The 24,422-nt window shown below is 54.5% G+C and carries 24 protein-coding genes and 1 riboswitch; of the genes, 10 read left to right on the plus strand and 14 right to left on the minus strand.

All coding sequences use genetic code 11. The features are described 5' to 3' along the window. Nucleotides 1–6: 6 nt before the first annotated feature. Both ABJM21_RS00100 and ABJM21_RS00105 read left to right on the plus strand, forming a co-directional pair. Entirely contained in the window at nucleotides 7–693 is a 687-nt protein-coding gene (locus ABJM21_RS00100) for a PepSY domain-containing protein (RefSeq protein WP_348301716.1), read from the plus strand. Further along, the gene (locus ABJM21_RS00105; protein ID WP_348301717.1) at nucleotides 690–1,322 is read left to right on the plus strand and encodes a trimeric intracellular cation channel family protein; all 633 of its coding nucleotides are present in this window, start codon (nucleotides 690–692) and stop codon (nucleotides 1,320–1,322) included. The genes ABJM21_RS00100 and ABJM21_RS00105 overlap by 4 nt, the downstream gene beginning before the upstream one ends. Here the strand turns inward: ABJM21_RS00105 and sppA are convergent. The 7 genes from sppA to ABJM21_RS00140 form a co-directional block, all read right to left on the minus strand. Further along, the gene (gene sppA / locus ABJM21_RS00110; RefSeq protein ID WP_348301718.1) at nucleotides 1,295–3,184 is read right to left on the minus strand and encodes a signal peptide peptidase SppA; all 1,890 of its coding nucleotides are present in this window, start codon (nucleotides 3,182–3,184) and stop codon (nucleotides 1,295–1,297) included. The two genes, ABJM21_RS00105 and sppA, sit on opposite strands and share 28 nt — an antisense overlap. A gap of 74 nt (nucleotides 3,185–3,258) precedes the next feature. Then, entirely contained in the window at nucleotides 3,259–3,912 is a 654-nt protein-coding gene (locus ABJM21_RS00115) for a DUF1109 domain-containing protein (RefSeq protein ID WP_348301719.1), read from the minus strand. Between the two features lies 1 nt (nucleotide 3,913). Continuing rightward, the gene (locus tag ABJM21_RS00120; RefSeq protein ID WP_348301720.1) at nucleotides 3,914–4,438 is read right to left on the minus strand and encodes a sigma-70 family RNA polymerase sigma factor; all 525 of its coding nucleotides are present in this window, start codon (nucleotides 4,436–4,438) and stop codon (nucleotides 3,914–3,916) included. 24 nt (nucleotides 4,439–4,462) lie between these two features. Continuing rightward, nucleotides 4,463–4,903 carry a DoxX family protein gene (locus tag ABJM21_RS00125; protein ID WP_348301721.1) on the minus strand — a complete coding sequence of 147 codons (441 nt, stop codon included), beginning with the start codon at nucleotides 4,901–4,903 and terminating at the stop codon, nucleotides 4,463–4,465. A 25-nt stretch (nucleotides 4,904–4,928) separates the two neighbouring features. After that, entirely contained in the window at nucleotides 4,929–5,651 is a 723-nt protein-coding gene (locus tag ABJM21_RS00130; protein WP_348301722.1) for a putative DNA-binding domain-containing protein, read from the minus strand. Next, complete coding sequence (locus tag ABJM21_RS00135; RefSeq protein ID WP_348301723.1) at nucleotides 5,635–6,507, minus strand: DUF692 domain-containing protein; 873 nt, start codon at nucleotides 6,505–6,507, stop codon at nucleotides 5,635–5,637. The genes ABJM21_RS00130 and ABJM21_RS00135 overlap by 17 nt, the downstream gene beginning before the upstream one ends. A 114-nt stretch (nucleotides 6,508–6,621) precedes the next feature. Next, nucleotides 6,622–6,918, minus strand: coding sequence for a DUF2282 domain-containing protein (locus ABJM21_RS00140; protein ID WP_348301724.1), 297 nt, complete (start codon nucleotides 6,916–6,918; stop codon nucleotides 6,622–6,624). A 341-nt stretch (nucleotides 6,919–7,259) separates the two neighbouring features. Here ABJM21_RS00140 and ABJM21_RS00145 point away from each other — a divergent pair, with 341 nt between their 5' ends. The 7 genes from ABJM21_RS00145 (at nucleotide 7,260) to ABJM21_RS00175 (ending at nucleotide 15,967) form a co-directional block, all read left to right on the plus strand. Then, the gene (locus ABJM21_RS00145) at nucleotides 7,260–7,547 is read left to right on the plus strand and encodes a co-chaperone GroES (RefSeq protein ID WP_207986741.1); all 288 of its coding nucleotides are present in this window, start codon (nucleotides 7,260–7,262) and stop codon (nucleotides 7,545–7,547) included. Between the two features lie 51 nt (nucleotides 7,548–7,598). Then, nucleotides 7,599–9,254 carry a chaperonin GroEL gene (gene groL, locus ABJM21_RS00150; protein WP_348301725.1) on the plus strand — a complete coding sequence of 552 codons (1,656 nt, stop codon included), beginning with the start codon at nucleotides 7,599–7,601 and terminating at the stop codon, nucleotides 9,252–9,254. 167 nt (nucleotides 9,255–9,421) lie between these two features. Then, nucleotides 9,422–10,465 carry a serine hydrolase domain-containing protein gene (locus ABJM21_RS00155; RefSeq protein WP_348301726.1) on the plus strand — a complete coding sequence of 348 codons (1,044 nt, stop codon included), beginning with the start codon at nucleotides 9,422–9,424 and terminating at the stop codon, nucleotides 10,463–10,465. Nucleotides 10,466–10,571: 106 nt separating this feature from the next. Next, nucleotides 10,572–12,428, plus strand: a complete 1,857-nt coding sequence (locus ABJM21_RS00160) for a DUF885 domain-containing protein (RefSeq protein WP_348301727.1) — start codon at nucleotides 10,572–10,574, stop codon at nucleotides 12,426–12,428. Nucleotides 12,429–12,434: 6 nt separating this feature from the next. Next, nucleotides 12,435–13,811, plus strand: coding sequence for an L-serine ammonia-lyase (locus ABJM21_RS00165; RefSeq protein WP_348301728.1), 1,377 nt, complete (start codon nucleotides 12,435–12,437; stop codon nucleotides 13,809–13,811). A 27-nt stretch (nucleotides 13,812–13,838) separates the two neighbouring features. After that, nucleotides 13,839–14,933 carry an MBL fold metallo-hydrolase gene (locus ABJM21_RS00170; protein WP_348301729.1) on the plus strand — a complete coding sequence of 365 codons (1,095 nt, stop codon included), beginning with the start codon at nucleotides 13,839–13,841 and terminating at the stop codon, nucleotides 14,931–14,933. Nucleotides 14,934–14,962: 29 nt separating this feature from the next. Beyond that, nucleotides 14,963–15,967 (plus strand): NADP-dependent oxidoreductase, encoded by a 1,005-nt coding sequence (locus ABJM21_RS00175; protein WP_348301730.1) that lies wholly within the window; start codon nucleotides 14,963–14,965, stop codon nucleotides 15,965–15,967. Nucleotides 15,968–15,970: 3 nt separating this feature from the next. On the opposite strand, the gene ABJM21_RS00180 is transcribed toward ABJM21_RS00175, so the two are convergent. The 3 genes from ABJM21_RS00180 to ABJM21_RS00190 form a co-directional block, all read right to left on the minus strand. Next, nucleotides 15,971–16,408, minus strand: a complete 438-nt coding sequence (locus ABJM21_RS00180) for a nuclear transport factor 2 family protein (RefSeq protein ID WP_348301731.1) — start codon at nucleotides 16,406–16,408, stop codon at nucleotides 15,971–15,973. A gap of 52 nt (nucleotides 16,409–16,460) precedes the next feature. Beyond that, nucleotides 16,461–17,594: an MFS transporter gene (locus ABJM21_RS00185; protein ID WP_348301732.1), complete on the minus strand. Its 1,134-nt coding sequence runs from the start codon at nucleotides 17,592–17,594 to the stop codon at nucleotides 16,461–16,463. Between the two features lie 155 nt (nucleotides 17,595–17,749). Then, entirely contained in the window at nucleotides 17,750–18,433 is a 684-nt protein-coding gene (locus ABJM21_RS00190) for a DJ-1/PfpI family protein (protein ID WP_348301733.1), read from the minus strand. Nucleotides 18,434–18,453: 20 nt separating this feature from the next. Further along, nucleotides 18,454–18,550: riboswitch (ZMP/ZTP riboswitch) on the minus strand. Between the two features lie 88 nt (nucleotides 18,551–18,638). On the opposite strand from ABJM21_RS00190, the gene ABJM21_RS00195 reads away from it, so the two are divergent. Continuing rightward, nucleotides 18,639–19,724 carry an alpha/beta hydrolase-fold protein gene (locus tag ABJM21_RS00195; protein ID WP_348301734.1) on the plus strand — a complete coding sequence of 362 codons (1,086 nt, stop codon included), beginning with the start codon at nucleotides 18,639–18,641 and terminating at the stop codon, nucleotides 19,722–19,724. A 6-nt stretch (nucleotides 19,725–19,730) separates the two neighbouring features. On the opposite strand, the gene ABJM21_RS00200 is transcribed toward ABJM21_RS00195, so the two are convergent. From ABJM21_RS00200 to ABJM21_RS00215, 4 genes are all read right to left on the minus strand, one after another. After that, nucleotides 19,731–20,984 carry an ABC transporter permease gene (locus ABJM21_RS00200; RefSeq protein ID WP_348301735.1) on the minus strand — a complete coding sequence of 418 codons (1,254 nt, stop codon included), beginning with the start codon at nucleotides 20,982–20,984 and terminating at the stop codon, nucleotides 19,731–19,733. Then, nucleotides 20,981–21,685, minus strand: coding sequence for an ABC transporter ATP-binding protein (locus ABJM21_RS00205; RefSeq protein ID WP_348301736.1), 705 nt, complete (start codon nucleotides 21,683–21,685; stop codon nucleotides 20,981–20,983). The genes ABJM21_RS00200 and ABJM21_RS00205 overlap by 4 nt, the downstream gene beginning before the upstream one ends. A 3-nt stretch (nucleotides 21,686–21,688) precedes the next feature. Beyond that, nucleotides 21,689–22,942: an efflux RND transporter periplasmic adaptor subunit gene (locus ABJM21_RS00210; protein ID WP_348301737.1), complete on the minus strand. Its 1,254-nt coding sequence runs from the start codon at nucleotides 22,940–22,942 to the stop codon at nucleotides 21,689–21,691. A 127-nt stretch (nucleotides 22,943–23,069) separates the two neighbouring features. Further along, on the minus strand, nucleotides 23,070–24,257 hold the full coding sequence (locus ABJM21_RS00215; protein ID WP_348301738.1) for an FAD-dependent monooxygenase: 1,188 nt from the start codon (nucleotides 24,255–24,257) through the stop codon (nucleotides 23,070–23,072). Nucleotides 24,258–24,422: the final 165 nt, after the last annotated feature.

The following is a 24,422-nucleotide window of genomic DNA, read 5'->3' on the forward strand; positions in this document are numbered from 1 at the left end:
TTGGCGATGGCCATTAATCACAAGAATTTTTTCAAATGGCATATCTGGCTTGGCTGGTTAATCGGTGTTCCGCTGATCATCTGGACGGCCTCTGGCCTGTTCATGGTATCCCGTCCCATCGAAGAGGTGCGCGGCAATCATTTGCGTAGCGAGCAGCCTGCATTGGCGGCGATAACGCCAGTGGCGCCTGTTTTGGAGGGCCGACAAGCCAAAAGCCTGACTTTGCAGCAAAATACGCAGGGACCGTTTTGGGTGATTGCTTATGCTGATGGCGGCAAGAGGCGGGCGGACGCGGCGACGGGCGAATTATTGCCGGCCATTTCAGCCGCGGATGCCAGTGCGCTGGCCATAGCGGCACGGAAAGGCGAAGCAGCAATAAAGTCGGTCGAGAAATTTTCGACGGACAATGCGCCGCTTGATTTGCGCCGGGATCGCCCATCATGGAGAGTGGCGTTTGAAGACGATGCGCGTTTCTATATTGACGCCGACACCGGGGAGCTGATCGCCGTCCGCACGCAATTTTGGCGCGTCTTTGATTTCATGTGGGGCCTTCACATCATGGACTTGCAGACACGCGAAGATACCAGCCATCCGATCCTGATCGGGTCGGCCGCCTTGGCTCTGTTCGGTGCGATACTCGGTTTTGTAATGCTGTTCACGCGCCGCTCCCGCAACAGACGGAAAGGCGATTGAACAGCACTATCCTCTTTGACGCGTTAAGCTGGCTCGACCTGTTTGGCATTGCGGTGTTTGCGATATCGGGAGCTCTGGTCGCGGCCCGCAATGGGCAAACACTGATCACCTTCGCCTTTTTTGCGCTGGTTACCGGCGTCGGCGGCGGGACTGTGCGAGATTTGCTCATCGGTGCTCCGGTTTTCTGGGTTCAGGATAGCCGGGTGCCGATATTATGTCTCGCAATCGCTCTGATTGTCTGGATCACGCCGGTGCGGATATGGCGTCCGGCGGCGGTCGACTGGTTTGATGCCGTTGGTCTGGCGGCTTATTCGGTCTTTGGTGCGGCTAAGGCGCTGCAGCTCGGCATTGATCCTGTGCCTGCTGCAATCATGGGTATTATAACAGCCTGTGTCGGGGGCGTGATCCGTGACCTGATCGCGGGCGAGCCATCAATCATCATCCGGCCAGAGCTCTACGTGACCGCCGGAGCACTGTCCGCCTTTGCTTTTGTCGGGCTAGCCCAGACGGGCATAGCCGGGATAGCGGCGGCCCTCATCGCCTTCGTTGCCGGTTTCGCGTTGCGCGCACTAGCGATTGTAAAAGGGTTGTCCTTGCCTACTTATCGCGGGGCCGAGGACAGCGAATAGCTTCTCAGCAAGTCGAACAGGTTTGGCGTGGCACTGGTTTGAGCCGGACGCGCAAGCCCGCCACATTCCAGACAAAGCGCTTGTACATCTTCCCGCGCCATCAACCCGCGCGCGGTATTGAGCGCATCGGCAAAGGTTGCTTTCTGTTGCCGCGCAACCCAGCCGATCATGCCGGTTACCGGTGCCTGTTCAGCCTCGCCAAAAGGCGTTCCGCCAAGCGGTAGCCACTTGAATCCCGGAGTCGCTTCGAGATACCGCGCATGATAGTCGCCTTCTTCCAGACCAGCGCGTTTCGCAGCTTCGGCTAGTGCTTCTGACATGCCGCCAAAGCTGTCGACCAGCCCCAGCTGCCGCGCAGTCCCGCCGTCCCAGACGCGGCCCTGACCGATTGTATCAACCTCGGCATTGGTCTTGCCGCGGGCCTTGCCAACCAGGCTCAGAAAGTCGTCATAGCTATGCTCAACGCCGGATTGCAGGACAGTGTCCAGGTCCTCGCTAAACCCGCCAACAAAATCGGGCTCGCCAGAAAGCGGTGTTGTCTGCACGCCATCTGCGGTCACGCCCCATTTGTTCAAGGCTTTTTCAAAGCTTGGCAGAACGGCGAACACACCGATGGAACCGGTAATGGTATCGGGTTCCGCCATGATATGGTCACCAGCCGCTGCGACCCAATAGCCGCCGCTAGCCGCGACATCACCCATGGAAATGACGATCGGAATCTCTGCTTTATTGATATCAGCGAGGGCCAGCCGGATTTCTTCACTGGCAAAAGCCGAGCCACCGGGTGAGTTTACGCGGACGACCAGCGCCTTGATCTGCTCCTCTTCCAGAGCCTTGTAAATCTGTTCGGCAATCCGTCCGCTGGCGGCAATGCCGGGGCCTGCTTTGCCGCTAACGATTTCGCCAGCAATAGTGATCACACCAATGGGATCGCCATTGCTTTTCGGCGGATTGGCCGCGACAAAATTATCATAGTCGATGCTCTTGAAACTGTCGGGTGATGGGGTGGTATCTTCGCCCACTTTGCTGGCAACAAAGCGGCCAAAGGCGACGCGATCACCGATTTTGTCGACGAGCTTCTGCTCGGCCGCAATCTTGCTATAATCGCCGCCGGCTGTCTGGATAAAACTGGCCGGATCATCCGCATAAGGTTTGATAACTGCTTGCGGCCGGGCTTTTTTGACTTCGTCCAGCCAGCTATCCCATAGGACGGAATAAAGCGCCGCCGATGCTTCTTTGGCTTCGGGTGACTGATCGGCGCGCATATAAGGTTCGACTGCGCTCTTGTAGGTTCCGACGCGGTAAATATTCGCGGTGATGCCAAGCTGATCGATCAGATTTTTGTAGTAAAGCCGGTTGCCGCCGGGGCCTGCAAAGACGATGCCGCCCATTGGGTCCATCCAGATTTCATCGGCATGGGCTGCCAGTTGATAGCCGTCATCGCTGTAGAAACTGGAATAGGCATAAATGGGTTTGTCGGATTGTTTAACGCGCGCCAGCGCTTCGCCAACGGCGTTCAGGCTGGTCTGCCCACCGCCCATGAAAGTGCTAAGGTCGAGGACCACGGCTTTGACCCGGTCATCCTCGGCGGCGGCGTCAATGACGCGGACCACATCACGCAGTCTATATTCGCGAACTGTGTTCTCATTATTGGTGAACATCGCGGTGAAGTCCTGCTGTGCAGGCTGTTCGACAATTGCGCCATTAAAGTCCAGCAGCAGCGCGCCATCGCTGATCGATGCGACATTGGGACGAGCCGAAAGTGCCGCATATAGGGCTGCAAAAAACAGCAACATTGCGATCAGCACGAGGCCGTCTTTAATCGCTACCAGAAATTTCCAAGCTCCGCGGGCAAACTGCATTGTCGTCATTCTCCAAAAAAAGGCGGCTGATCATCGCTGACCGCCGCCTCTAATATGGTTATGCTGGGTTGAAATTACCAGCGGATAAGATGCGGTACGACAATCCGGCCCACTATGGCACTGACCAATACCGGCAGGGTGAACCACAATCCGATATAGTAAATGTCGTTAAACGGGCAGAAGATGTTGTAGGCCGCCGCACCCAAAGCACCGGATGCGATACCGACGAGCCAGCCGGCGCGTTCTGGAGAGGTTGGAGCCCCCTGCCGCAGCCAGGTAGTCAGGCCGCCACCAATGACGAGCGCTGACATCATGCTGACCGTCAGGCAGCGCATGCCTTCGTTGGGGCGTAGAGCCTCAACCGGCGGCATGTTGATCGCGCTCATGATCGCAGCGGTCAGCGGAAACAGGGCCGCCGTGACCAGCGCCCAAATCCATCCACGATTGAGATTTCCAACACCGGGTCGGGCCATATTGACCGCCGCCAAGGCTGTCGCAAAGCCGAGCATCAACAGGACACCACTGCGCAAAAAGAACATTTGATGCGCCATGCCCATTGCCAGATCACCGCGCACGCCCAAAAAGAACGCTACGCTGGAAGAGACGGCGAGCATCAGGATTGCCGCGACCGCCATGCCGCCCGAAGGCTTCAGGGTGCGGACAGGTGCCAAATCATCGACCAGACCATCTATCAGGCTGTTTGCCCCAGTTTTTGCAACGTTACTCATCTTATTCACTCTCGATAAGGGCGCTCATTTTCTTAAGCCCCCGATGGATATTAACTTTCACCAGTGATTCCGACTGGCCGGTTTTTGCCGCGGCTTCGGCAATGCTTAGCCCTTCAATTTTTACCATGGCTATAACGCCGGCCTGTTTTTCCGGGATCATACCCAGCAGACGTTCCAAACTCACCTTGGCGGTCACATCCTCATCTTGCGGATCAGCAACCAGTTCTTCATTCAATTCGCCATGTTCATGGCGGTAAATTTTCCGCAGGCCGTCAATCCAGCGATAGCGCCCGATGGCCGCGAGCCAGGGCAGGAAAGCCTTGGTCGGATCATAGCTGGCCCGCTTTTTGTGCAGCGAGATTAGCGTTTCCTGCACCAGATCATCGACTTCCGCCGGGTTGATCTTGCGGGCATAGTAGCGCCGCAGCCATTTTTCGCACTCGGTCAGCAGGCTGGCATAGCATTGCTTGTCCCCGCCCTGCGCCTTGACCATTAAATGGCGCAATGTTTCTTCGTTAGCGATCATGGCTGCTCTCTCCGCCTACCCAGCTCAGCCCAGTTTCCCGCCGACCAGCTTGTCGAGGGAGAAGAGGCCGCCGCCGCGAGTGATCAGGATCGCTGCTAGTGCTACCCAGATAATGTGCACGGACCACCATGCTTCAGGATAGACGAAAAACTGAATGACCAGGGTCATAACCAGCAGTCCGGCGGCTCCAAAGCGGGTTGCCAGACCCAATACCAAAAGGATCGGGAAGAAATGCTCGGCATAGGTCGCGATCAATCCGGTAATTTCGGGAAATGGCATGCCATATTCATCGCGGAACAGATCAACGGTCAGCTCTTTCATCGTCAGGAAGCTGCCATCTTCGACTTTGGTGCGGGCAGAGCGCCAGAAAATTCCGGCAAGAGCCACGCGAGCAAAGAGTAAGGCGATGGCTTCTGGAAAGGCGCCACTTACAAGGCCAAGTGCTTTTTTAATCAGGTTCATCATGTTTTCTTCCCCGCTAAAATCTGTATCATAATCTTATTATCACGCCGCTTTGGATGAGCTTGATAAGTCGCTCCATTGCAGTGTCTTCACCACCCAGTTCGATAGCTTCTGCCAAAAGGTTACCCATTGTTGAGATATTTGCAATTTTTTCTGCAATATCATGCTCTAACTGGGTCAGCGGGTGAAAGAGAACCTCGGCTTCCGGGCGGGCGACCATCAGCGCGTCGGGGGTATCTTCGCCCAGTTCGGAAAGTTCAGCAGAAAGCGCACCGGTTAGGTTAATCAGCCGCATCGCTGGATGCGCGTTGATTTCAAGGCCAAGCAGGCCCTCTTCATCCAGTGTCGCAATGTCGCCAAGCGCCAACGGCTGTGCTTCGGCGCTGTGATAGCTTTTAATCCAGGCCCATTCGATCCGGGCCAGATCCACTTCTGTTTCACTGAAGCCGCGTTTTGCCAAAAAATCCGGGAAATCCGCTGCGATATTGTTCATATCGCAGGTCAGGATATGGTCTTGCTCGATATAATCCCGCGAAATGGTGTGAAAGGGCTCATGCCCCATATGCTCATGCAATTTGGGATAGGCATTTTCGAGTGCTACGAGCCGCGCATGAGAAACGGTGTTGGCATGGGCTTTGAGACCCAGAAGCGCGCGGGCGGCATCTTCCGAGAACAGATCATCTGGGAAATGCCCCGGCCCTTTTTGCAGACAGGCGATGAAGCGCGCTTGACCGTCAGCTAGCGAGGGCATGTTGACCCTCGTTCAAAACCTGGCTGCCGAGCACGGTTTCCACTTTTGTAACTTCAGCCATCAGCACATCATAGGCGGGAATATCAGTGTCCCATTCGATCAGAGTCGGCTTCGGCCCAGCGCGTTTGATGAAGCGTTCGTAAAGTCGCCACGTCACGTCGCTGACGATAGAGCCATGATCGTCAATCAGCAAAGGACCGCTTTCATGATCTTCGCGGGCATGACCTGCTAAATGCATCTCACCGACAATATCGGGGTCAATGGCATCAATATAGGCTTCCATGTCCAGCCCGACATTCGTCGCCGTCACTTCGACATTGTTGATATCGAACAGCAGCCCGCAGCCGACTTGCTTGCAAAGCGCAGAGATAAAGTCCGTCTCGCTCATCTCGTCATCTCGGTAGCTGAGATAACGGGACGGATTTTCGATTAGCATCGGGCGTTTCAGACGATCTTGTACTTTATCAATTTGCGCGGAGAAATGATCGAGCGCTTCTTGCGTGTAGGGAATGGGGAGCAGATCAGGATAGCGGTCATGAGCATTGCCGCTCCAGCTCAGATGGTCGGAAACCATCGCGGGCTGATAGCGATCGCAAAGATCAGCAATTTTATCGAGATCATATTGGTTCAAGCCTTCTGCCGATCCGAGCGAAAGCCCGACGCTGTGAAAGCTTAAAGGATAGTCTCCGGCAATGGCGGTCAGCCAACGATGTAGCGGACCACCATCACCGAAGTAATTCTGCGGATGCACCTCAACCCATCCGGGTTTTTTTGATCCGACTTCCTCAGACAATACATCATTATAATGTACCGACTTCAGACCTATGCCACCTGATGGAGGGAGGGAGTGAGACATAGGCGTTTTCATAACGGACAGATCAAAATTTGAGGCTTGGATATAAGGAACATCCGCAAAACTTAGCTTAAAATCACGTTTTGCGCCAGAGGCTTGGACGTGATCAAAGGCCGGTTAGCCTTTCTGAGGCACTGGCTTTGTATTGCCTTTTTTCGCGGTCAGCGAACCACCGGCTTTGGTGCAGGCACCTTTGGCCGTATATTTCCAGGCATTGCCCTGATAGTCAGCAGTTGATGTGCCGGCACAGCTTGTACCTGGTCCTGCGGCACAATCATTCTTGCCTTTCAGTGCGATACCGAAACATTTCTCTTTGGCACCAGCCGCAACAGCAGTGGTTGGCGAAATAGCAATTGTCGCAGCAGCAGCGAGGGCAGCAGCAGCGGCAGTGGCTTTGATCATGGAGTTAGACATTTGATTTTCCTCTCTTGGAAATTAGGTAATGGGGGTGAGCATGACTTGCACGCTCATGATATGTTTCGCAGCCGATGCCCGTCTGGTTACATTTCTTTTTTCAGATGCATGAAAAACTGAGGTGATGCTTTTCGGAAATGGCTTTTTTCTGGTGGACACAGACAGAAAAAAGATTCCGATTTTTTTGCGACACACTCTTGACGCGAGCCGAATATCGCCCATATGAGCTGCGTTAGCACTCGACTCAAGGGAGTGCTAATCCTCCATTGAATATATCTTGATGGCCCGAGCTAAAGGAGCGGGGCCGCAGGAAAGTAAATTTGGATAAGAAAGGCAAACTTATGAAATTTCGTCCACTACATGATCGTGTACTGGTTAGCCGCGTTGAAGCGGACACGAAAACCGCTGGCGGCATCATCATTCCAGACAGTGCTCAGGAAAAACCATCCGAGGGCAAAGTTGTTGCTGTTGGTGGTGGTCTGAAAGACGACAATGGCAAAGCGACGCCACTTGATGTCAAAAAAGGCGACAAAATCCTGTTCGGCAAATGGTCCGGCACGGAAGTTACCGTTGAAGGCAAAGACCTGATCATCATGAAAGAAAGCGATATTCTCGGCATCGTCGAATAATCGCATTTCATTCTACTCATCATTTAATTCTCATAAGCAGAGGAAAATAACATGGCTGCTAAAGACGTAAAATTTGGTCGCGACGCACGCGAACGCATCCTTAAAGGTGTCGACATTCTTGCTGACGCTGTGAAAGTAACCCTCGGTCCTAAAGGCCGTAACGTGGTTCTCGACAAATCATTTGGCGCACCGCGTATCACCAAAGACGGTGTATCGGTTGCCAAGGAAATCGAACTGAAAGACAAGTTCGAAAATATGGGCGCACAGATGCTTCGTGAAGTTGCATCGAAAACCAATGACGTTGCTGGCGACGGCACCACCACAGCGACCGTATTGGCTCAGTCCATCGTTCGCGAAGGCATGAAATCCGTTTCTGCCGGCATGAACCCAATGGATCTGAAGCGCGGTATCGACCAGGCTGTTGATAAAGTTGTTGCTGATCTGCAAAAGCGTTCCAAGAATGTCAAAGGCAGCGCAGAAATCTCTCAGGTTGGCGTTATCTCTGCCAATGGCGACGAAGAAGTTGGCCAGAAAATCGCAGAAGCGATGGAAAAAGTCGGCAAAGAAGGCGTGATCACGGTTGAAGAAGCCAAAGGTCTCGACTTTGAACTCGACGTTGTGGAAGGCATGCAGTTTGACCGCGGTTATCTGTCTCCTTACTTCATCACCAACCCGGACAAGATGATTGCGGACCTCGAAAATCCATACATCCTGATCCACGAGAAAAAGCTGACCAACTTGCAGCCTATGCTCCCAATTTTGGAAGCTGTTGTACAAGCTGGACGTCCGCTTTTGATCATTGCCGAAGATATTGAAGGCGAAGCGCTCGCGACCCTCGTGGTCAACAAACTGCGCGGCGGTCTGAAAATCGCAGCAGTCAAAGCACCTGGCTTCGGTGATCGCCGTAAAGCTATGCTCGAAGATATCGCGATCCTCACCAAAGGTGAAATGATCTCCGAAGATCTCGGCATCAAGCTGGAAAGCGTTACGCTTGGCATGCTCGGTGAAGCGAAAAATGTCACGATCGACAAAGACAACACCACCATTGTGGACGGTGCTGGCAAGTCGAAAGACATCAAGGCTCGTGTTGAAGCGATCCGTGCGCAGATCGAAAACACCACATCCGACTATGACAAAGAAAAACTGCAAGAGCGTCTGGCGAAACTCGCTGGCGGTGTTGCTGTGATCAAAGTCGGCGGTGCGACCGAAGTCGAAGTGAAAGAGAAGAAAGACCGTGTTGACGATGCATTGCACGCAACCCGCGCTGCTGTTGAAGAAGGCATCGTCCCTGGCGGCGGAACCGCGCTTCTTTATGCAACCTCTGCTCTGAAAGGTCTTGAAGGCCATAATGACGACCAGACCCGCGGCATCGACATTGTTCGTAAAGCGCTGCAGTCTCCGGTTCGTCAGATTGCTGAAAATGCCGGTTTTGACGGCGCGGTTGTCGCTGGCAAATTGCTGGACCAGAAAGACAAGAACTACGGCTTTAACGCGTTCAGCGATAAATACGAAGATCTCGTCAAATCTGGTGTGATCGACCCAACCAAAGTTGTGCGCGCTGCTCTGCAGGACGCTAGCTCGGTTGCAGGTCTGTTGATCACCACCGAAGCGGCTGTCTCCGACTCTCCGGACGACAGCGCTGGCGGCGCACCTGCTATGCCTGACATGGGCGGCATGGGCGGCGGCATGGGCGGCATGGGCTTCTAAGCCACGTCGTTCAGCTCAGTCTGAATTCAAGAAGGGCTGGAGGGAAACCTCCGGCCCTTTTTCTTGGTAAAACGATCATTGAGAGATATACGTCTACATAAGTAGACGAAAAGGAATTTACATTGCGGCCATTGTCATCTTTGTTTCTTGTTATTGCAATCACATCGATGACTGCATGTTCAACACCGACCGATGTTTCTGCGGTCAGTGCGGAAACAGAGCTGCAATTAAAAATTGACCGGATCGTCGACGCCGCCGTTGTGCAGGGATTTGCCGGTCAAGTCGTCGTCGCCGGTGTTGACCGAGTCCTCTACCAACGGCAGGCAGGTTATTCTGACAGCGCTAAAAAGGTTCCGGTAAAGGCGGACACCCTCTTTCACGTCGCCTCCATCTCAAAATATTTCACCGCCATCCTGGTGGTCAAATCTGCTGAAGAAGGCAAAATTGATCTTGATGACAATATAGCGTCATGGGTTCCAGATACCGAATTGGCGAAGCGCGATATCACCTTTCGGCAACTCCTCCATCATCAGTCAGGATTGGGCTCGAGCTATGCTGCTGAGAACGCTGTTACAGCGAAAAAGGCATTGGATGTGCTCGATGGCCAGACGGTTGATGAGGAAAAGCGCGGGCGATTCAAATATTCGAACGACGGCTATAACTTGCTCGCTATTATTCTCGAGCGAATTTATGGAAAGCCATATGAAGTTCTATTGTCGGAAAAGATCAAGAAACCGGCAGGATTGAAGAACATAAAAGGTTGGTCGGAAGTCGATAAAACGGACCCCCGAAAGGTCGGACAGCCACTGCAGCCGCTTCCTGAAAAGCTATTAAAAAGAAACTATGGTATGATCGGTTCAGCCGGTATTTTTACGACCGCTGATGATCTGGTCCGCCTCCAAAAAGCCTTGAGGAATGGAAAAATCCTGTCCGAGCAATCTCTTGAATCATTATGGCGACCAACAGAACAAATTTCGATTGGTAGGGCGACCGCGGGTGGGTTTTTGCGCCGTTCAGAAATCAAAGGCCTTGTGTTCAGTGCGCGCGGAAATGAAGATTGGGGTGATAACGCGATATTGAATTACTATCATGATCACGATTTCTATGTCGCTGTTGTTACGAGCAAGGGACCAGCAGAGGATACCGGTCAGCCGCCCTTTTGCAGCAGTATGTCGCAGGCGATCGAAAAAATACTGCCGACATCGAACTAGCTTTGCCGCGACATTATCCGATCTGCCATATTCAGGGATATTCCCAAACCGCACTGACTGTGCCATGTCGTTGCCAACGTAACTTCTTGCACGGGGATTAAGCGGCATGACCAAGTTTCTCACACTCATATTGGCTTCCACCACAATAGCAGGTTTCGCGGTAGCGGTTCCGACGGTTCAAGCTCAAACAGCCGCGCTAGCTGTTGCGGATGCGATGGAGACCGAGACAGATCGTCTCAACATCTGGTTCGATAATAAATTTGAAGAACAGCTGGCTTTCAGTCCGATTCGTCAGACTCTGTTGGGCCGCCGGACTGCTTATGACAAGATTGACGATTATTCGATTGAAGCCGCGGACCGCCAACTCGCATGGATGCGCGTGGCGACGGCCGAGATGAAGCGTGACTTTGACTATGAGAAGCTAACGCCGGATGCCAAGATATCATGGGATATGTGGCTGTTCCGGCTGGAGCAGGCGGAGGCTGGCGTGCCCTTTCGTCAGAATGACTATATCCTGCATCAATTTAACGGGCAGCAGTCCTTCTTCCCCACCTTTCTGATCAACCAGCACCGCGTAGCTAGCGAGGCTGATATGGTCGCGTTTATCGAACGGCTCAAAGGCAGTGCGCGGGCGCTGGACCAGCTGCTCACGCGCGCGCAGGCCAATGCGGAGTCCGGAACGCGGCCGCCACGCTTTGCCTATGAAGGGGTGATCGAGCAGTCCGAGAAAATCACCACCGGCGCGCCTTTTGATGATGGCAAACCGTCGGCCCTTTGGGAGGCAACCGAGAATAAATTGGCTTGGCTTGTGGAAGCCGGCACGATCACCCAAGCCCGCTCGGATGAACTGAAAGAACAAGCACGGCTGGCGCTCACCGGTTCCCTGAAGCCAGCTTATGGGCGGATCATCACCTGGTTCAAGCAGGACTTGCCCAATACGAAAGCAGAACCCTTTGGTGTGTCCGAACTTCCCAATGGTGAAGCCTTTTACAGCTACCGTCTCGCCAATCAGACGACGACTAATTTGACCGCGGAGGAAATTCACACCATCGGCCTATCCGAAGTCGCACGCATTCGCAGCGAGATGGAAGCGATCAAGGACAAGGTCGAATTCAAGGGCGATTTGCAAGCCTTCTTCACCTTCCTGCGTGAGGATGATCAGTTCTATTTCTCTGAAGATGACAAGGGCGCGCAGGATTATATCGATACCGCCGAAAAGCATCTGGCGTTTATAAAAACCCGCCTGCCCGACTTTTTCGGAACCCTGCCGAAAGCCGATCTGGTCGTGAAACGGGTCGAGCCCTTTCGCGAACAGGATGGCGCGGCGCAGCATTATCGGCCGGGTACACCGGACGGCACCCGCCCCGGCACCTATTATGCGCATTTGTCCGACATGCGCGCCATGCCGATCCACAGTCTGGAAGTGATTGCCTATCATGAAGGCAATCCCGGCCATCATATGCAAAGCTCGATTGCGCAGGAGCTGACCGGCATTCCGAAATTCCGCGCGCAGGGCGGTTATATCCCGGCCTTTGGTGAAGGATGGGCGCTCTATTCCGAGCTGTTGTCCAAAGAAATGGGGGCCTATGAAAATCCCTATTCAGATTTTGGTCGGCTAACCACAGAAATATGGCGCGCGATCCGTTTGGTCGTAGATACTGGGCTGCACACAAAAGGCTGGAGTGAGGAAAAGGCTGTGGCATATTTTCTCGCCAATTCACCAATTCCAGAGACAGCGGTGCGGAGTGAAGTGCGGCGCTATCTGGTCATGCCAGGCCAGGCGACGAGCTATAAAATCGGTATGCTGAAAATTCAGGAATTGCGCGCCAAGGCGGAAAAAGAGCTGGGTGATGATTTCGATATCAGAGGTTTCCATGACACGGTATTGGGCGGTGGTTCGGTGCCTTTGAACATATTGGAGACGATGATAGATCAATGGATAGCCACGACCAAAAAGTCGTAACCTGCCATGGTAGCTAGCACCTTCGAGCTGTTCAAAATCGGTGTCGGGCCATCCAGCTCGCATACGATGGGGCCGATGTCGGCGGCGGCCAATTTTGTGGCGCGGTTGGCCGAACAGTCACTGCTCGATCAAGTCACGCGGGTAGAAACGAAACTATTCGGTTCGCTTGCATTGACCGGAAAGGGGCACGCAACCGATCGCGCGATCCTGTTGGGACTGTCGGGACAAGTGCCGGAAAATATCGAACCGGATATGGCGGATGCCCTGGTCGATCAAATCAGAAGCAGCGATCGGATCAAATTGGGTGGCGCGCAGGATATCGCCTTTAATGAAGAAACCGACGTCATCTTCGATCAACGAAAACGGCTTGATTTTCACTCCAACGCAATGCGCTTTACAGCCTTTAAGGGCGAGGATGAACTGGCGTGTCGCGTCTATTATTCCGTCGGCGGCGGCGCGATATTGGATGAAGACCAGATTGGAGCCAATGATCCCGAAAGTGGCCTGTGGGATGTTCCGCATCCTTTTTGTTCCGGCAATGATCTACTGGAGATTGCCAAGACCAAAGGCCTGTGCATCGCTGATATCATGCGCAATAATGAGCGCGCTGCCAGATCGGATGCAGAGATTAGCGAAGGCATAAGGCAGATTGCCGATGCCATGTCGGCCTGCATTGATCGCGGCATTAAGTCGGGCGGTATTTTACCGGGCGGCTTGAAAGTCAAACGCCGCGCGCCGTTGATCCATGCGCGTTTGATGGAGCGGCAAGAGCGGGCTCTGTCCGATCCTTTGACCGTGCTGGATTGGGTCAATCTATGGGCACTGGCAGTGAATGAAGAAAACGCTGCGGGCGGCAAAGTAGTCACCGCGCCAACTAATGGTGCGGCGGGAATTGTGCCTTCGGTTTTGCGTTTTTATGAGCGCTTTTCTCCCAAGGCGGATGTCGAGGGTATCGAAAAATTCATCCTGACCGCAGCGGCTATTGGCTCACTGTTCAAGGAAAATGCCTCTATCTCTGGTGCAGAAGTTGGCTGTCAGGGTGAAGTCGGTGTCGCTTGCTCCATGGCAGCGGCCGGTTTGACGGCGGCATGGGGCGGCACGCCGCTGCAAGTCGAAAATGCCGCTGAAATTGGTATGGAACATAATCTCGGCCTGACCTGTGATCCGGTTGCCGGGCTGGTGCAAGTGCCATGTATCGAACGCAACGCGGTAGGTTCGGTCAAGGCGATTGAAGCGGCGCGACTGGCGATCATGGGCGATGGCACGCATCGGGTGAGTCTCGATGAAGTGATTGAAACCATGCGCAAAACCGGTCTGGATATGAGCGAGCGCTACAAAGAAACATCACAGGGCGGTCTGGCCGTAAATTTGGTGGAATGTTAAGGCTGTAAAAAGCGACCGGAGGAACGCATGAGCAAGTCCAAATTTTTCAGCAAGCGGCGTCTATGGGGCTTGGCCATCGGAATCGGCGTCCTCGTCAGCGCCACCTGGCTGCTTCGTCCGGAAATAGGGGCGCGGCTTTTTGCCAATGCCGTGGAAACTGCGGTAAACCGCGACGTGATTGGCGACCTGCCCGACGGCATGCATCTGGCCCTATGCGGAACCGGATCGCCCTTGCCGGACCCCAGCCGCGCTGGCCCCTGTTCTGCGGTGATCATCGACGGTAAAATGTTCATCGTGGACATTGGCGGTGGAGCTGTACGCCGGCTGGGTGAAATGGGACTGAGCCCGGGACGGGTCGAAGCATTGTTGCTAACCCATTTTCACAGCGACCATATTGACGGCATGGGCGAGCTATTATTGCAGCGCTGGGCTGGTGGCGGCCATGAAGCTCCCCTGCCGGTCATTGCGCCAGAGGGCGTGACCACGATTGTCGAGGGGATCAATGCCGCCTATGCCGCCGATGCCCGCTACCGGGTGGCGCATCATGGCGAAGATATCATGCCGCCATCTGGCACCGGCGGGATTGCGCGTCCCTTTGCCTTACCCACGGATGGGACTGAGCAGATAGTCTATGATCAGGATGGTCTGAAAATCACTACCTTTGCGGTCAATCATGAACCAGTTGTCCCGGCAGTCGGCTACCGCTTTGACTATAAAGGCCGGTCGATCGCGTTTAGCGGTGACACCACGCGAAGTGCTGCGGTCGAAAAGGCCTGCAATGGCTGCGACATTTTGGTGCATGAAGTGCTGAACGCCGAGATGGTCGCGATTACCGAAGCAGCGATGAAAAAAGCGAAGCGACCGCGTCTTGAGAAGATCATGGCGGATATTCCCGATTATCATGCGTCGCCCGCAGAGGCAGTGGAATCGGCGAAGGCTGCCAAAGCAAAAATGCTGGTTTTTTCCCATATCGTTCCGGCTGTGCCGATAGGCTTTCTGGAAGCCTATTATCTCGAAGGTGTGACGGCCAGTTATCGCGGTAAAATGGTGATGGGCAAAGATGGCATGCTGTTCAGCCTCCCTGCCAATAAGGATAATATCGAGCGCGGGGATTTGCTCTAGACTATGCCCTGAAACAGGGGAGAAGAGCGATGACGGCAAACCGTTTTTGGCAGTTGAACAAACGTCCCGAGGAAGATGACGTTGCCAGCGCGCTATCATTGGAAACCGAATCCATGCCGGAATTGGTCGATGGTCAGGTGCTGGTCAAAGCGGCCTATCTCTCGATGGACGCGGGCACACGCATGTGGATGACCGAGCGGGAAGATAGTTACCAGCCGCCGCTGGAACTCGGCACCAAAATGGTTGGCTTGGTGCTGGGCCACATAGCCGCCTCCCGCCATGCCGGATTTGCCGAGGGTGATCTCGTGCGCGGTTTTGGCCAATGGGCGGAACATGCAGTGATTGAGCCAGAGCTGGCTGGGCTGGTAAAGGTTGATGCCGGTATCAGCGATATTAAACAGCATTTCGGCGTGCTTGGGTTTAATGGCTGGACGGCTTTGTGGGGCTTGCAGGAAACGGCTGGTGTTGAAGCGGGACAAAATGTGTTGGTCTCGGCTGCCGCAGGCGCTACCGGCGTATTGGCTTGTCAGATTGCCAAGATACTGGGGGCCAATGTCTATGGTCTGGCGGGGGGAGCGGATAAATGCCGGTGGCTGGAAAGCGAACTCGGGATCACCAAGGCGATCGACTATAAGAATGATGATATTGGCGCAGAGCTAGCGAAAGTCGAGGGCGGGATTAACGCCTATTTCGACAATGTCGGTGGGCGTATTCTCGATGATGTGCTGCCCAATATGGCGCTTTATGGCCGGGTGGCTCTATGCGGTTTGCTGGCCCAGTATAAAGGCGATGGGCGCGGGCAGGGGCCGGAGCATTTCGACCAGATCCTGATGAAGCGTCTGCGCGTTGAGGGTTTTTTCTCACCTGATTTCATGGATCAGGGGGAACGGCTGACGGCGCAGCTCAAGGACTGGCTGGATCAGGAACTAATCGACACGCCATTTGATGTGACAGACGGAATAGAGGATGTCCTGACCGCCTATGACAAGCTGTTCACCGGCGGCAATATCGGCAAGGTGCTCGTTCGTATTTGAGCGTTATTGCGTTTTCTGTTCCGGAAAATACCATACCCGGCGGATCAACCGATCAGCAATCTGATAGACTGCAGTGGCACTTTGCGCCTGCCGCTTTCCCTTGCCGTCCAACCAGGATGCCGTTTCGATCACGGTGACATAATCTCCGTTGACCGACCAGCCGCTGAGGCTGCTGCTAATGCGGGTCGGGCTTTTGAAATAGGATTCCATCTCGCTGACCATCAGCTCCTTTCCATCGGTCGTGACTTTGGACTGGTCCCCGCTGATCGTGATCCATTGAATGCCGGGATGCATCAGCGCAGCCATGGCGTTTGCGTCTCGGGCATTGAACGCAGCTGTATATTTTTCGACCAGCTGCTGATGGTCGGATGGCTCAGCAGGCGTCTCAGCCGCGATCGAAACCGGTAGCAGCAGGAACATCATCATCAACAGCTTTGGCATCCTATCCTCCCTCAAAGCGGTTCTTTGACCCTCGGCAAAACTGGAGTTTCTGTCAAGTTGTAGGCTTCAACCGTAACCCCAAGAGCGAAAAGCCCATGATCAAGGCTGAGAAGATCAGAGAGATAGCGACAATCGCGTCCCATCCGCCCCAGGCATAGGCGGTTGTGCCAAGCCAACTCGACAGGCCGCCACCGACAAACATGATGACAATATAGATGGTCATCAACCGGGTGCGGATTTCCGGGGCGCGGCCGAACAGGATTGTGCGATTGGCAACATCCATCGACGCGCCACCGAAATTGCTGAACAGGATCGGCAGGATCAATATCCACAAGCTGTTGCCAGCGAATATCAACAGGATCGCGCCGATTAACTGAGCGATGGCAAATAGCATACGCGCCTTTTCAGCACCGATCCGGTCTGCCAATCGCCCGGACCAAGGCGCAATAAACACATTGGTTCCAGCGAGCAGCGCGAGATAGCCGACGACATCCACGCCATAGCCCATTTCCGGGCTGGTAACATGCAGCCCGATACCCAGCCATAGCGCGAGAAAAAATCCGAAGGAAAGGGCTTGCAGCATTCCGGCTAGCAGCACGTCCGGCATCGTTTTGATGATCGGCCAAAGCGACGCGATCAGCGCGCCATAGCTTTGCTGAGGTTCGTTATCGTCACGCAGTTTCTCATTTTTCTCCATGATCAGCGGCAAGATGACGAGCAGCAACAATGTGAGCGCCGTCCCGACCCAATAAGCCGACCGCCAACCAAAGTAATGCCCCAGCACACCGGCGCCCGCGCGGCTGCCGAGTAAGCCAACAGTGATTCCAGCGGTCATGATCCCGGTAACATGGCCAATGCGGTCGGGACGCACCCGCTTGGTGACATAGGCGGGCAGCAAATAGGGTGTGATGGTCGCAAAGCCCAGCAACGAGGATGCGGCCACAAACAATCGGAAATCCTGTGCTGTGGCCATGGCAAGCAAAGCTAGAAACTGACCGGCGACAAAGGTGATGACCAGCTTGCGATTATTGATCCGATCGCCAAGCGGCAGCAGCAATAAAATGCCGAGGGCCAGCGCGATCTGATTTAGCGCTGGCACCAGCCCAAGCAGTGTTCCACTCACACCAAATTCATCGCCAACCGGGGCTATGAGCGGGTGAATATAATAGCCATTCGCGACTGCCACCGCACAGGCCATGGAAAAGAGAAACAGCTTTGTTTCGCTAATCCGGCGCGGTGCAGTCTTGGTCGAAGGAGTGGCGGCGTCGGTCAGTATATCGGCTTTCTAAATCGGGCGTGCACTGCCCATGACGAAAGCGGAGCCCCAAGTCCTCTACCTGTTTAGCTAGCGTCGATCAGTTTTTCCAACTCTTTCAGAACATCGCCATAGGTCCGATCATGGAGCATTTGCACGAGCTTGGGATCGGCAACATTTGGATTGCCGCTATCAAACGGGGGATGCGGATCATATTCGAGGCCGAGCTGTACCGCCTCTGCAAATTGCTGTCCGGCAATTTCCGCAATCACGGTTAGCGCAAAATCAATGCCTGAGGTGACGCCGCCGGCAGTAATGACATTGCCATCTTTTACGACGCGGGCCTTTTCAAATTGCGCACCAAATTTTTCCAGCAAGGATGTATAGGCCCAATGACTGGTCGCCCTTTTTCCTTGCAGCAAACCCGCTGCGCCGAGGGCCAGTGATCCGGTACAAACCGAGGTGATATATTGCGCCTCCGCCGCCTGATCGCGCAGAAACTGCAGCGTCTCTTCGTCTTGCATGACATCGCGCGTGCCAAAGCCGCCGGGTACGCAAAGCAAGTCCGCCTGAGGACAATCGGCCAGGCTTGTGTTGGGCAGCATCGCAAAGCCGCTGTCGGTCTGGATCGGCTGTACCGCTTTTGCCGCCGTGTGAACGACGGCTCCCGGCATCCGCGCCAAAAATTGAGCGGGTCCGGTAAAGTCCAGCTGCGTGATGCCGTCGAATAACAGAAAGACGATGTGGAAAGGTTTTTGAGTATCGGCCATGGGCATGTCTCCTTCAGTTCAAGAAATGCCCAGGCGCGCGACTGAAAAATGCATCGTCAGAGATGCGCCCGCTCCCCGGTGGTAACCCACCCGATCTCGCCAGTTGCGGACTTGCTTTTCTTATCATTCCTTTGCACGCACTTAAAGAGTGGAATTGCGAGATGATCCAGCTATCCTCTGCCGCAAGATGGAGGATTGAGACATCATGATATTTTGGAAGAAACTCGCGCTCGCCGCCGCTGCTTTGTTGGTGAGCGCACCATTCAGCCTTGTCGCGCAGACATCTGAAAAACCGGCGGAGGCCGTTGCGGTAGAAGCCGGTGTTCAGCTTGTCATGGGTCTGACCTATAGCATGAAATCTTCCATACTCGGTACAGACCGCCGCCTGACCGTGCGCCTTCCCGCGGGCTATGAGAAGCAACCGGAGAAAAAATTCCCGGTAGTTTATGTCATTGATGGCGGACCGGAACAGGATTTCCCGCATATTGCCGGGATCATGCAATCGCGCGAACTAAACTGGTCGTTTAAACCGTTCATCCTTGTTGGTGTCGAGACTGTGAATCGCCGCTATCAGATTACCCCGCCAGCCAGTGACCCGGATGCCTATGAAAAAACCCTTGGTGCCAAACCCGGTGGGTCAGATGATTTCCGCAAATTCCTCCGAGAAGACGTGATGCCATGGGTGGAAGCCCGATATCGCACCGCAGATCAAAACGCTGTGATCGGGGAGTCGCTCGGCGGGCTATTCGTGGTCGAAACCCTGCTGAAAGACCCGACATTATTTGATGATTATATTGCTGTGTCGCCTAGCCTGTGGTGGGACGAACTGGCCGTCGTTACCGATGCTGCATCACAGATAAAGGCTATGCCTGCCGGCGAACGTCGCCTCTATCTAACCATGGCTGATGAAGGTTATTTGATGCAGGACGGGCTGGATATGCTGGTTGCGACTTTGGAAAAAGCTGGGCGAGATGATTTGCGCTGGACCTATGTCGATCGCCGGAATTCTGAAAGCCATGGGACTATCTATCATGTCGCCGCACTGGATGCCTTTCGGGCTTTTTATCTGGATGTGGCCCGCACTGGTGGTGCTAACCCGGCGCTATATAAAGGCGGCGTCATGCCGGAATTGACCGATGCTGCCAAGGCCAGTTTGAAGCAGCTCTGCACCCGCGAAACGGCGATAGCGACCAGCTTTGTCGAGAAAAACAAGGATTATGATCGCTGGAACGCCATGTGCGTGCTGATGAAGCCCGGTGCCACTGCCACCAAAGGCAATTTGGAATATTGAACGATCTTATTCGGTGCGTAATGCTTCGATTGGTGAAAGGCGCGATGCCCGGACCGCGGGATATCCGCCGAACAACAATCCGATAACGGCCGAGAATATAATCGCACCAACACCGACGCCAACGCCGATTGGTACCGGGAAATCCGCATAGACGGTGAGCGCCGTTCCACCCGCAATAGCGAATATCAGCCCCATCGCGCCGCCGATGACGCAGAGCACAGCCGCCTCGACCAAAAACTGATTACGAATATCGCTGCGCTTTGCGCCCAAGGCCATGCGCAGGCCGATTTCGCGGGTGCGTTCAGTGACGCTGACCAGCATGATATTCATGATGCCGATCCCGCCAACCAGCAGTGAGATGGACGCAATGGCGACAAGAACGATCTGGAATATACCCGTTACTTGCGCGGATTCTTTCATGAACTCTTCGGTCGTGCGGATAGTGAATGGGTTGATATCCTTGCCCCGCACGCGATAGCGATCGCGCAGTAATTTCGTCATCTCGCGCTTGGCCTCTGGTAGCGATATGCCGTCTTGAAAACCGACAAACAGCATTTGCAAGTCATCGGGCCCAGCAAGGGAATCCCCGGAAAACCGTTGCCGCATTGTGCTGATCGGCATCAGCGCGATATCGTCATTATCATTGCCAAAGCTCGATCCCTTGGACTCGGTAATGCCGATGACAGTAAACGGTGCGCGGTTGATCCGAATGGTCTCACCGACCGGATCAAAATCGCCGAATAATTTTCGTGCGACCGTGGGGCCGAGCACTACGACCCTTGCGGCAGAGCGAACATCGGCTTCGCTAATGAAGCGGCCGTTCGCGGCGACGAGATTGGACACTTTGCCATAGCCCGGGGTCGTGCCGACGGCGTTGGTCGAAGCATTGCGTCCGGCGACAATGAGTTGAATATTCGAGCGCAGTTGCGGGGCGATGTCGTCAATTCCGCTAATCTGCTTTTGAATCGCGCGCGCGTCGCGCATCGTCAGCCGCCCGCGATCAAAGGAACGCCGCCCGCCTTCACCTGTATCCGGTTGCGGGAATACCAGTGCCATATTGGATCCCAGCGCGTTGATCGACTGCATTACCGATACTTGAGCGCCGGAACCGACGGCGACCGCCAACGTCACGGCGAACACGCCGATCATAACGCCCAGGGTCGTCAGGATCGAGCGCATCAAATTGGTGCGCAGCGCCGTCATCGCGATGGCGACATTGACCAGCCATCCGGAGGCCTGTTGTCTGATATTGCCGATCATGAACCGACCTTCTGGCGATTGGTCACAGCGACATCCTCAATCACCTTACCGTCACGAAACTCGATCCGGCGTTTGGCATGCTCGGCAATTTCCGCTTCATGGGTGACGACGATGATGGTGATGCCCTGATCGTTCAGGCCCTCAAAAATCTGCATGATGTCTTCAGACGTTTTGCTGTCGAGCGCGCCTGTTGGTTCGTCGGCAAGTAAGATCACAGGATCGGTGACCAGTGCGCGCGCAATCGCTACGCGCTGTTGCTGTCCACCCGATAGCTTGGCGGGGCTGTGATCCAGCCTGTCGCCAAGGCCCATATCTTCAAGCTTCGCCTTCGCTTTTTCTCGCCGCGCCTCTGTACCAAGACCGGCATAGATGAGCGGTACGGCGACATTGTCGAGTGCAGTCGTGCGAGCGAGCAGATTAAACTGTTGAAATACGAAGCCGATTTTCTGATTACGGAGTGCCGCCAGAGCATCGCTGTCCCTGTCGCTGGTGGCAATGCCGTCAATCCGGACGTCACCGGATGTAGGTATGTCGAGACAGCCGATCATATTCATGAATGTCGACTTGCCAGACCCGCTCGCTCCCATGATCGCAACATATTCACCGCGGTCTATGGATAGGGAAACGCCGTCAACAGCGCGCACCGTTTCGCCGCCAAGCTCATAGTTTTTGACCAGATCCTGTGTTTCGACAAGGGCCATTATCTAAGTGTTCCCGCGGGCAAATTCGTCCTCTTCTTCGTCCTCTTCATTTTGAAGATTTTTGGAGCGGACGAGGACTTTCTCTTTTTCTTTCAGACCTTTGATGATTTCGACAAAATCTTCTCCGGCAAGTCCGATGGTGACCGTGCGTTGGACCGGTTCATACGGATCATCGCTGGCGAGCCAAATCTGGGCGGTACGTGTTTTGGATTTATCCTTGGCCGCTGGCTTCTTGGTCTTATCGTCTTCATCGGGCCGATCGTCTTTGCGCGGGCGAAAGCGGATGGCTGGCGCTGGTACGCGCAGCACATTGGCCTTGGTGCCGGTTACAATTTCGACATTGGCGGTCATGCCGGTCAGCAGCTTGCCTTCCTTGTTATTAACATCAAGGATCACAAGATAGCTGACGACATTCTGCTCTTCGGTGGCGGATTTTCGGATCTGCCCGACCTTCGCAACAAATGTGTCGTCGGGATAGCTGTCGACGGTGAATCGAACCAACTGATCAACCCGAACCTGCCCGATATCTGCTTCATCGACCGAGGCCTCGACCTGCATGCGACTGGTATCGGCCGCAATTTCAAACAGGTTGGGCGTCTGGAAACTCGCGGCCACGGTCGTACCGGGCTCGACCAGCTTATTGATCACCACACCGCTGGTCGGAGCAGTGATCCGCGTGCGGTTGAGATCAAGCTGGGCGGAGGAAAGCTCGGCTTCACTTTGCGCAATTCCCGCGCGCGCGCTTTGTTCTTGTGCCTTTGCCGTGCTTAGTGATGCCCGGGCATTGGCCAGTGCATTGCGCGCCTGATCTATTCCTGCCTTGGACACAAAGCCTTTATCAGCGAGTTGTTTTTGTCGTTCAAACTCACGGCTTTGCACTTCAAAATCGGTTTGCGCCCGGATAATCGATGCTTCGGCTTGTGCCAGCGTTGCCCGCGCCGAGGCCACCTGCGCCCGTGCTTGAGTGACGCGGGCTTCGATGCGGGTAGGGTCAATTCTGGCGAGGACCTGGCCCGCCGTAACCGGTGAATTGAAATCGACATAGACGTCGGTAACTTGCCCTGAAATTTCTGATCCCACGTTGATCGTGTTGAGCGCACGCAATTTGCCGCTGGCCGACACGATGCGGGCGACGTCGCCGCGAGACACCGGCTCCGTGACATATTCGTATGTCTGGGCAGAAGGGACAATGACCTTGTAAAGGATTGCTATTACGACGAGGGCGATAAGACCTGAAATGACTGGATGCAGCCGCATCCATGCGAGAGCCTTTTTAATAATTACTTCACCTCTGTCTTAGTTGTATAAGTCACTATGGCAGGAGCACGGCGTATAGGCAATAAATGCTTATTGGTATTGTTGGTTTATCCCTGCGGTCAGCAGTTCAATTTGCGGTAACGTCATGGCCGTAAAGCCACTCTATTTGTGCGTCAAAAGCCTCCCCGCCCGGTATTTTTCCGGCCAGCCACATTGGCCCATAGGTGCCTAACTTGCCGCGGGCCGTGCGCTGATGAAAAAGATCCATATTGCGCCGCGCAGCCTTCTGGACAGTTGCTGTACGATCGTGCCGGGCATCGAAAAATTGCTGTAGAGCGATTTGGTGATCATCATGCTCGGCAAGCGAGCGGGCCAGCACATAGCCATCCTCAATCGCCTGCACAGCACCCTGGGCCATGAAGGGGAGCATCGGATGGGCTGCGTCACCGATCAGGGTCACTCGACCATCCACCCATTGGCCCAGCGGATCCCGGTCAAACAGGGCCCAGCGATAATGCTGGTCAGCCTGTTCCAGCAAAGTCGTGATCGTGGGATGCCAGCCAGCAAAGTCGGCCATAGCCTGTTCGCGGGTGCCCTCTTCGGTCCAGCTTTCTTGCTGCCAGTCATCGCGTTCAACAACGCCCACCAGATTGGCCAACTTGCCGCCGCGCAGCAAATAGGTAACCGCATGCTTGCCCTCACCGAGCCATACGCTCGCAACCGGCAAAGGCGCGTTTCTGCCCAGTTTGGCGACCGGCACTACCGCACGCCAAGCAACATTGCCGGTGAAGCGCGGCTTTTCGGGTCCGAGCATTTGCGTACGGATGGGTGATTTGATTCCGTCGGCTCCGACAATGATATCGCCCTCGACGGTGGCGCCATCGTCAAGTATCGCCCAAGCCTTTCGGTCATCCTGACCATAGCCGGTTACCGTTATGTTCGTTCGGACAGCACCCGGGCATCGTTCATCCAGTGCGTTTGCCATTGCCGAAATAAGATCGGCGCGATGAATGTGGAGATAGGGCGCACCCCATTTTTCCTCAAGACGCTTGCCCATATCTTGAGTCATGATGACCCGGCCAGACTCACCTATCCGGAATTGTGTAGCACGAGGCTGGAAACTGGTTGCCGCAATCTGTTTGTCAATATCCAGCGCGCGCAGCACTTGCATCCCATTGGGGCTGATCTGAATACCGGCACCAACTTCTTCCAGCTGAGCAGCCTGTTCCAATATTTCGACATCCCAGCCGAAGCGGTTGAAGCATAGCGCGGCATTTAACCCACCAATCCCGCCGCCAACAATGACAGCCTTCATGATGTGATCTCTGGTGGGAATTGCGCGTGCCGCATGCTGAAAAAATGCATGACTGCGTCGTTATCAGAGATTGGGTAGGAAGAAAAACAGAACAGACGTTGATAACGTCATCTGTACTGTACGAAATGGAAAAACGAAGTGTGAGGAGTGGGGTATGAAGACTGG

The sequence above is a fragment of the Parasphingorhabdus sp. genome (genome assembly GCF_039977335.1).
Classification (GTDB): domain Bacteria; phylum Pseudomonadota; class Alphaproteobacteria; order Sphingomonadales; family Sphingomonadaceae; genus Parasphingorhabdus.

Bases quoted from the DNA above. Each gene is read 5' to 3' on its own strand.
- ABJM21_RS00100 (WP_348301716.1), top strand. From the start codon at position 7: ATGGCCATTAATCACAAGAATTTTTTCAAATGGCATATCTGGCTTGGC.
- sppA (WP_348301718.1), bottom strand. From the start codon at position 3,184: ATGCAGTTTGCCCGCGGAGCTTGGAAATTTCTGGTAGCGATTAAAGAC.
- ABJM21_RS00115 (WP_348301719.1), bottom strand. From the start codon at position 3,912: ATGAGTAACGTTGCAAAAACTGGGGCAAACAGCCTGATAGATGGTCTG.
- ABJM21_RS00120 (WP_348301720.1), bottom strand. From the start codon at position 4,438: ATGATCGCTAACGAAGAAACATTGCGCCATTTAATGGTCAAGGCGCAG.
- ABJM21_RS00125 (WP_348301721.1), bottom strand. From the start codon at position 4,903: ATGATGAACCTGATTAAAAAAGCACTTGGCCTTGTAAGTGGCGCCTTT.
- ABJM21_RS00130 (WP_348301722.1), bottom strand. From the start codon at position 5,651: ATGCCCTCGCTAGCTGACGGTCAAGCGCGCTTCATCGCCTGTCTGCAA.
- ABJM21_RS00135 (WP_348301723.1), bottom strand. From the start codon at position 6,507: ATGTCTCACTCCCTCCCTCCATCAGGTGGCATAGGTCTGAAGTCGGTA.
- ABJM21_RS00140 (WP_348301724.1), bottom strand. From the start codon at position 6,918: ATGTCTAACTCCATGATCAAAGCCACTGCCGCTGCTGCTGCCCTCGCT.
- ABJM21_RS00145 (WP_207986741.1), top strand. From the start codon at position 7,260: ATGAAATTTCGTCCACTACATGATCGTGTACTGGTTAGCCGCGTTGAA.
- groL (WP_348301725.1), top strand. From the start codon at position 7,599: ATGGCTGCTAAAGACGTAAAATTTGGTCGCGACGCACGCGAACGCATC.
- ABJM21_RS00155 (WP_348301726.1), top strand. From the start codon at position 9,422: ATGACTGCATGTTCAACACCGACCGATGTTTCTGCGGTCAGTGCGGAA.
- ABJM21_RS00160 (WP_348301727.1), top strand. From the start codon at position 10,572: ATGACCAAGTTTCTCACACTCATATTGGCTTCCACCACAATAGCAGGT.
- ABJM21_RS00165 (WP_348301728.1), top strand. From the start codon at position 12,435: ATGGTAGCTAGCACCTTCGAGCTGTTCAAAATCGGTGTCGGGCCATCC.
- ABJM21_RS00170 (WP_348301729.1), top strand. From the start codon at position 13,839: ATGAGCAAGTCCAAATTTTTCAGCAAGCGGCGTCTATGGGGCTTGGCC.
- ABJM21_RS00175 (WP_348301730.1), top strand. From the start codon at position 14,963: ATGACGGCAAACCGTTTTTGGCAGTTGAACAAACGTCCCGAGGAAGAT.
- ABJM21_RS00180 (WP_348301731.1), bottom strand. From the start codon at position 16,408: ATGCCAAAGCTGTTGATGATGATGTTCCTGCTGCTACCGGTTTCGATC.
- ABJM21_RS00190 (WP_348301733.1), bottom strand. From the start codon at position 18,433: ATGGCCGATACTCAAAAACCTTTCCACATCGTCTTTCTGTTATTCGAC.
- ABJM21_RS00195 (WP_348301734.1), top strand. From the start codon at position 18,639: ATGATATTTTGGAAGAAACTCGCGCTCGCCGCCGCTGCTTTGTTGGTG.
- ABJM21_RS00200 (WP_348301735.1), bottom strand. From the start codon at position 20,984: ATGATCGGCAATATCAGACAACAGGCCTCCGGATGGCTGGTCAATGTC.
- ABJM21_RS00205 (WP_348301736.1), bottom strand. From the start codon at position 21,685: ATGGCCCTTGTCGAAACACAGGATCTGGTCAAAAACTATGAGCTTGGC.
- ABJM21_RS00210 (WP_348301737.1), bottom strand. From the start codon at position 22,942: ATGCGGCTGCATCCAGTCATTTCAGGTCTTATCGCCCTCGTCGTAATA.
- ABJM21_RS00215 (WP_348301738.1), bottom strand. From the start codon at position 24,257: ATGAAGGCTGTCATTGTTGGCGGCGGGATTGGTGGGTTAAATGCCGCG.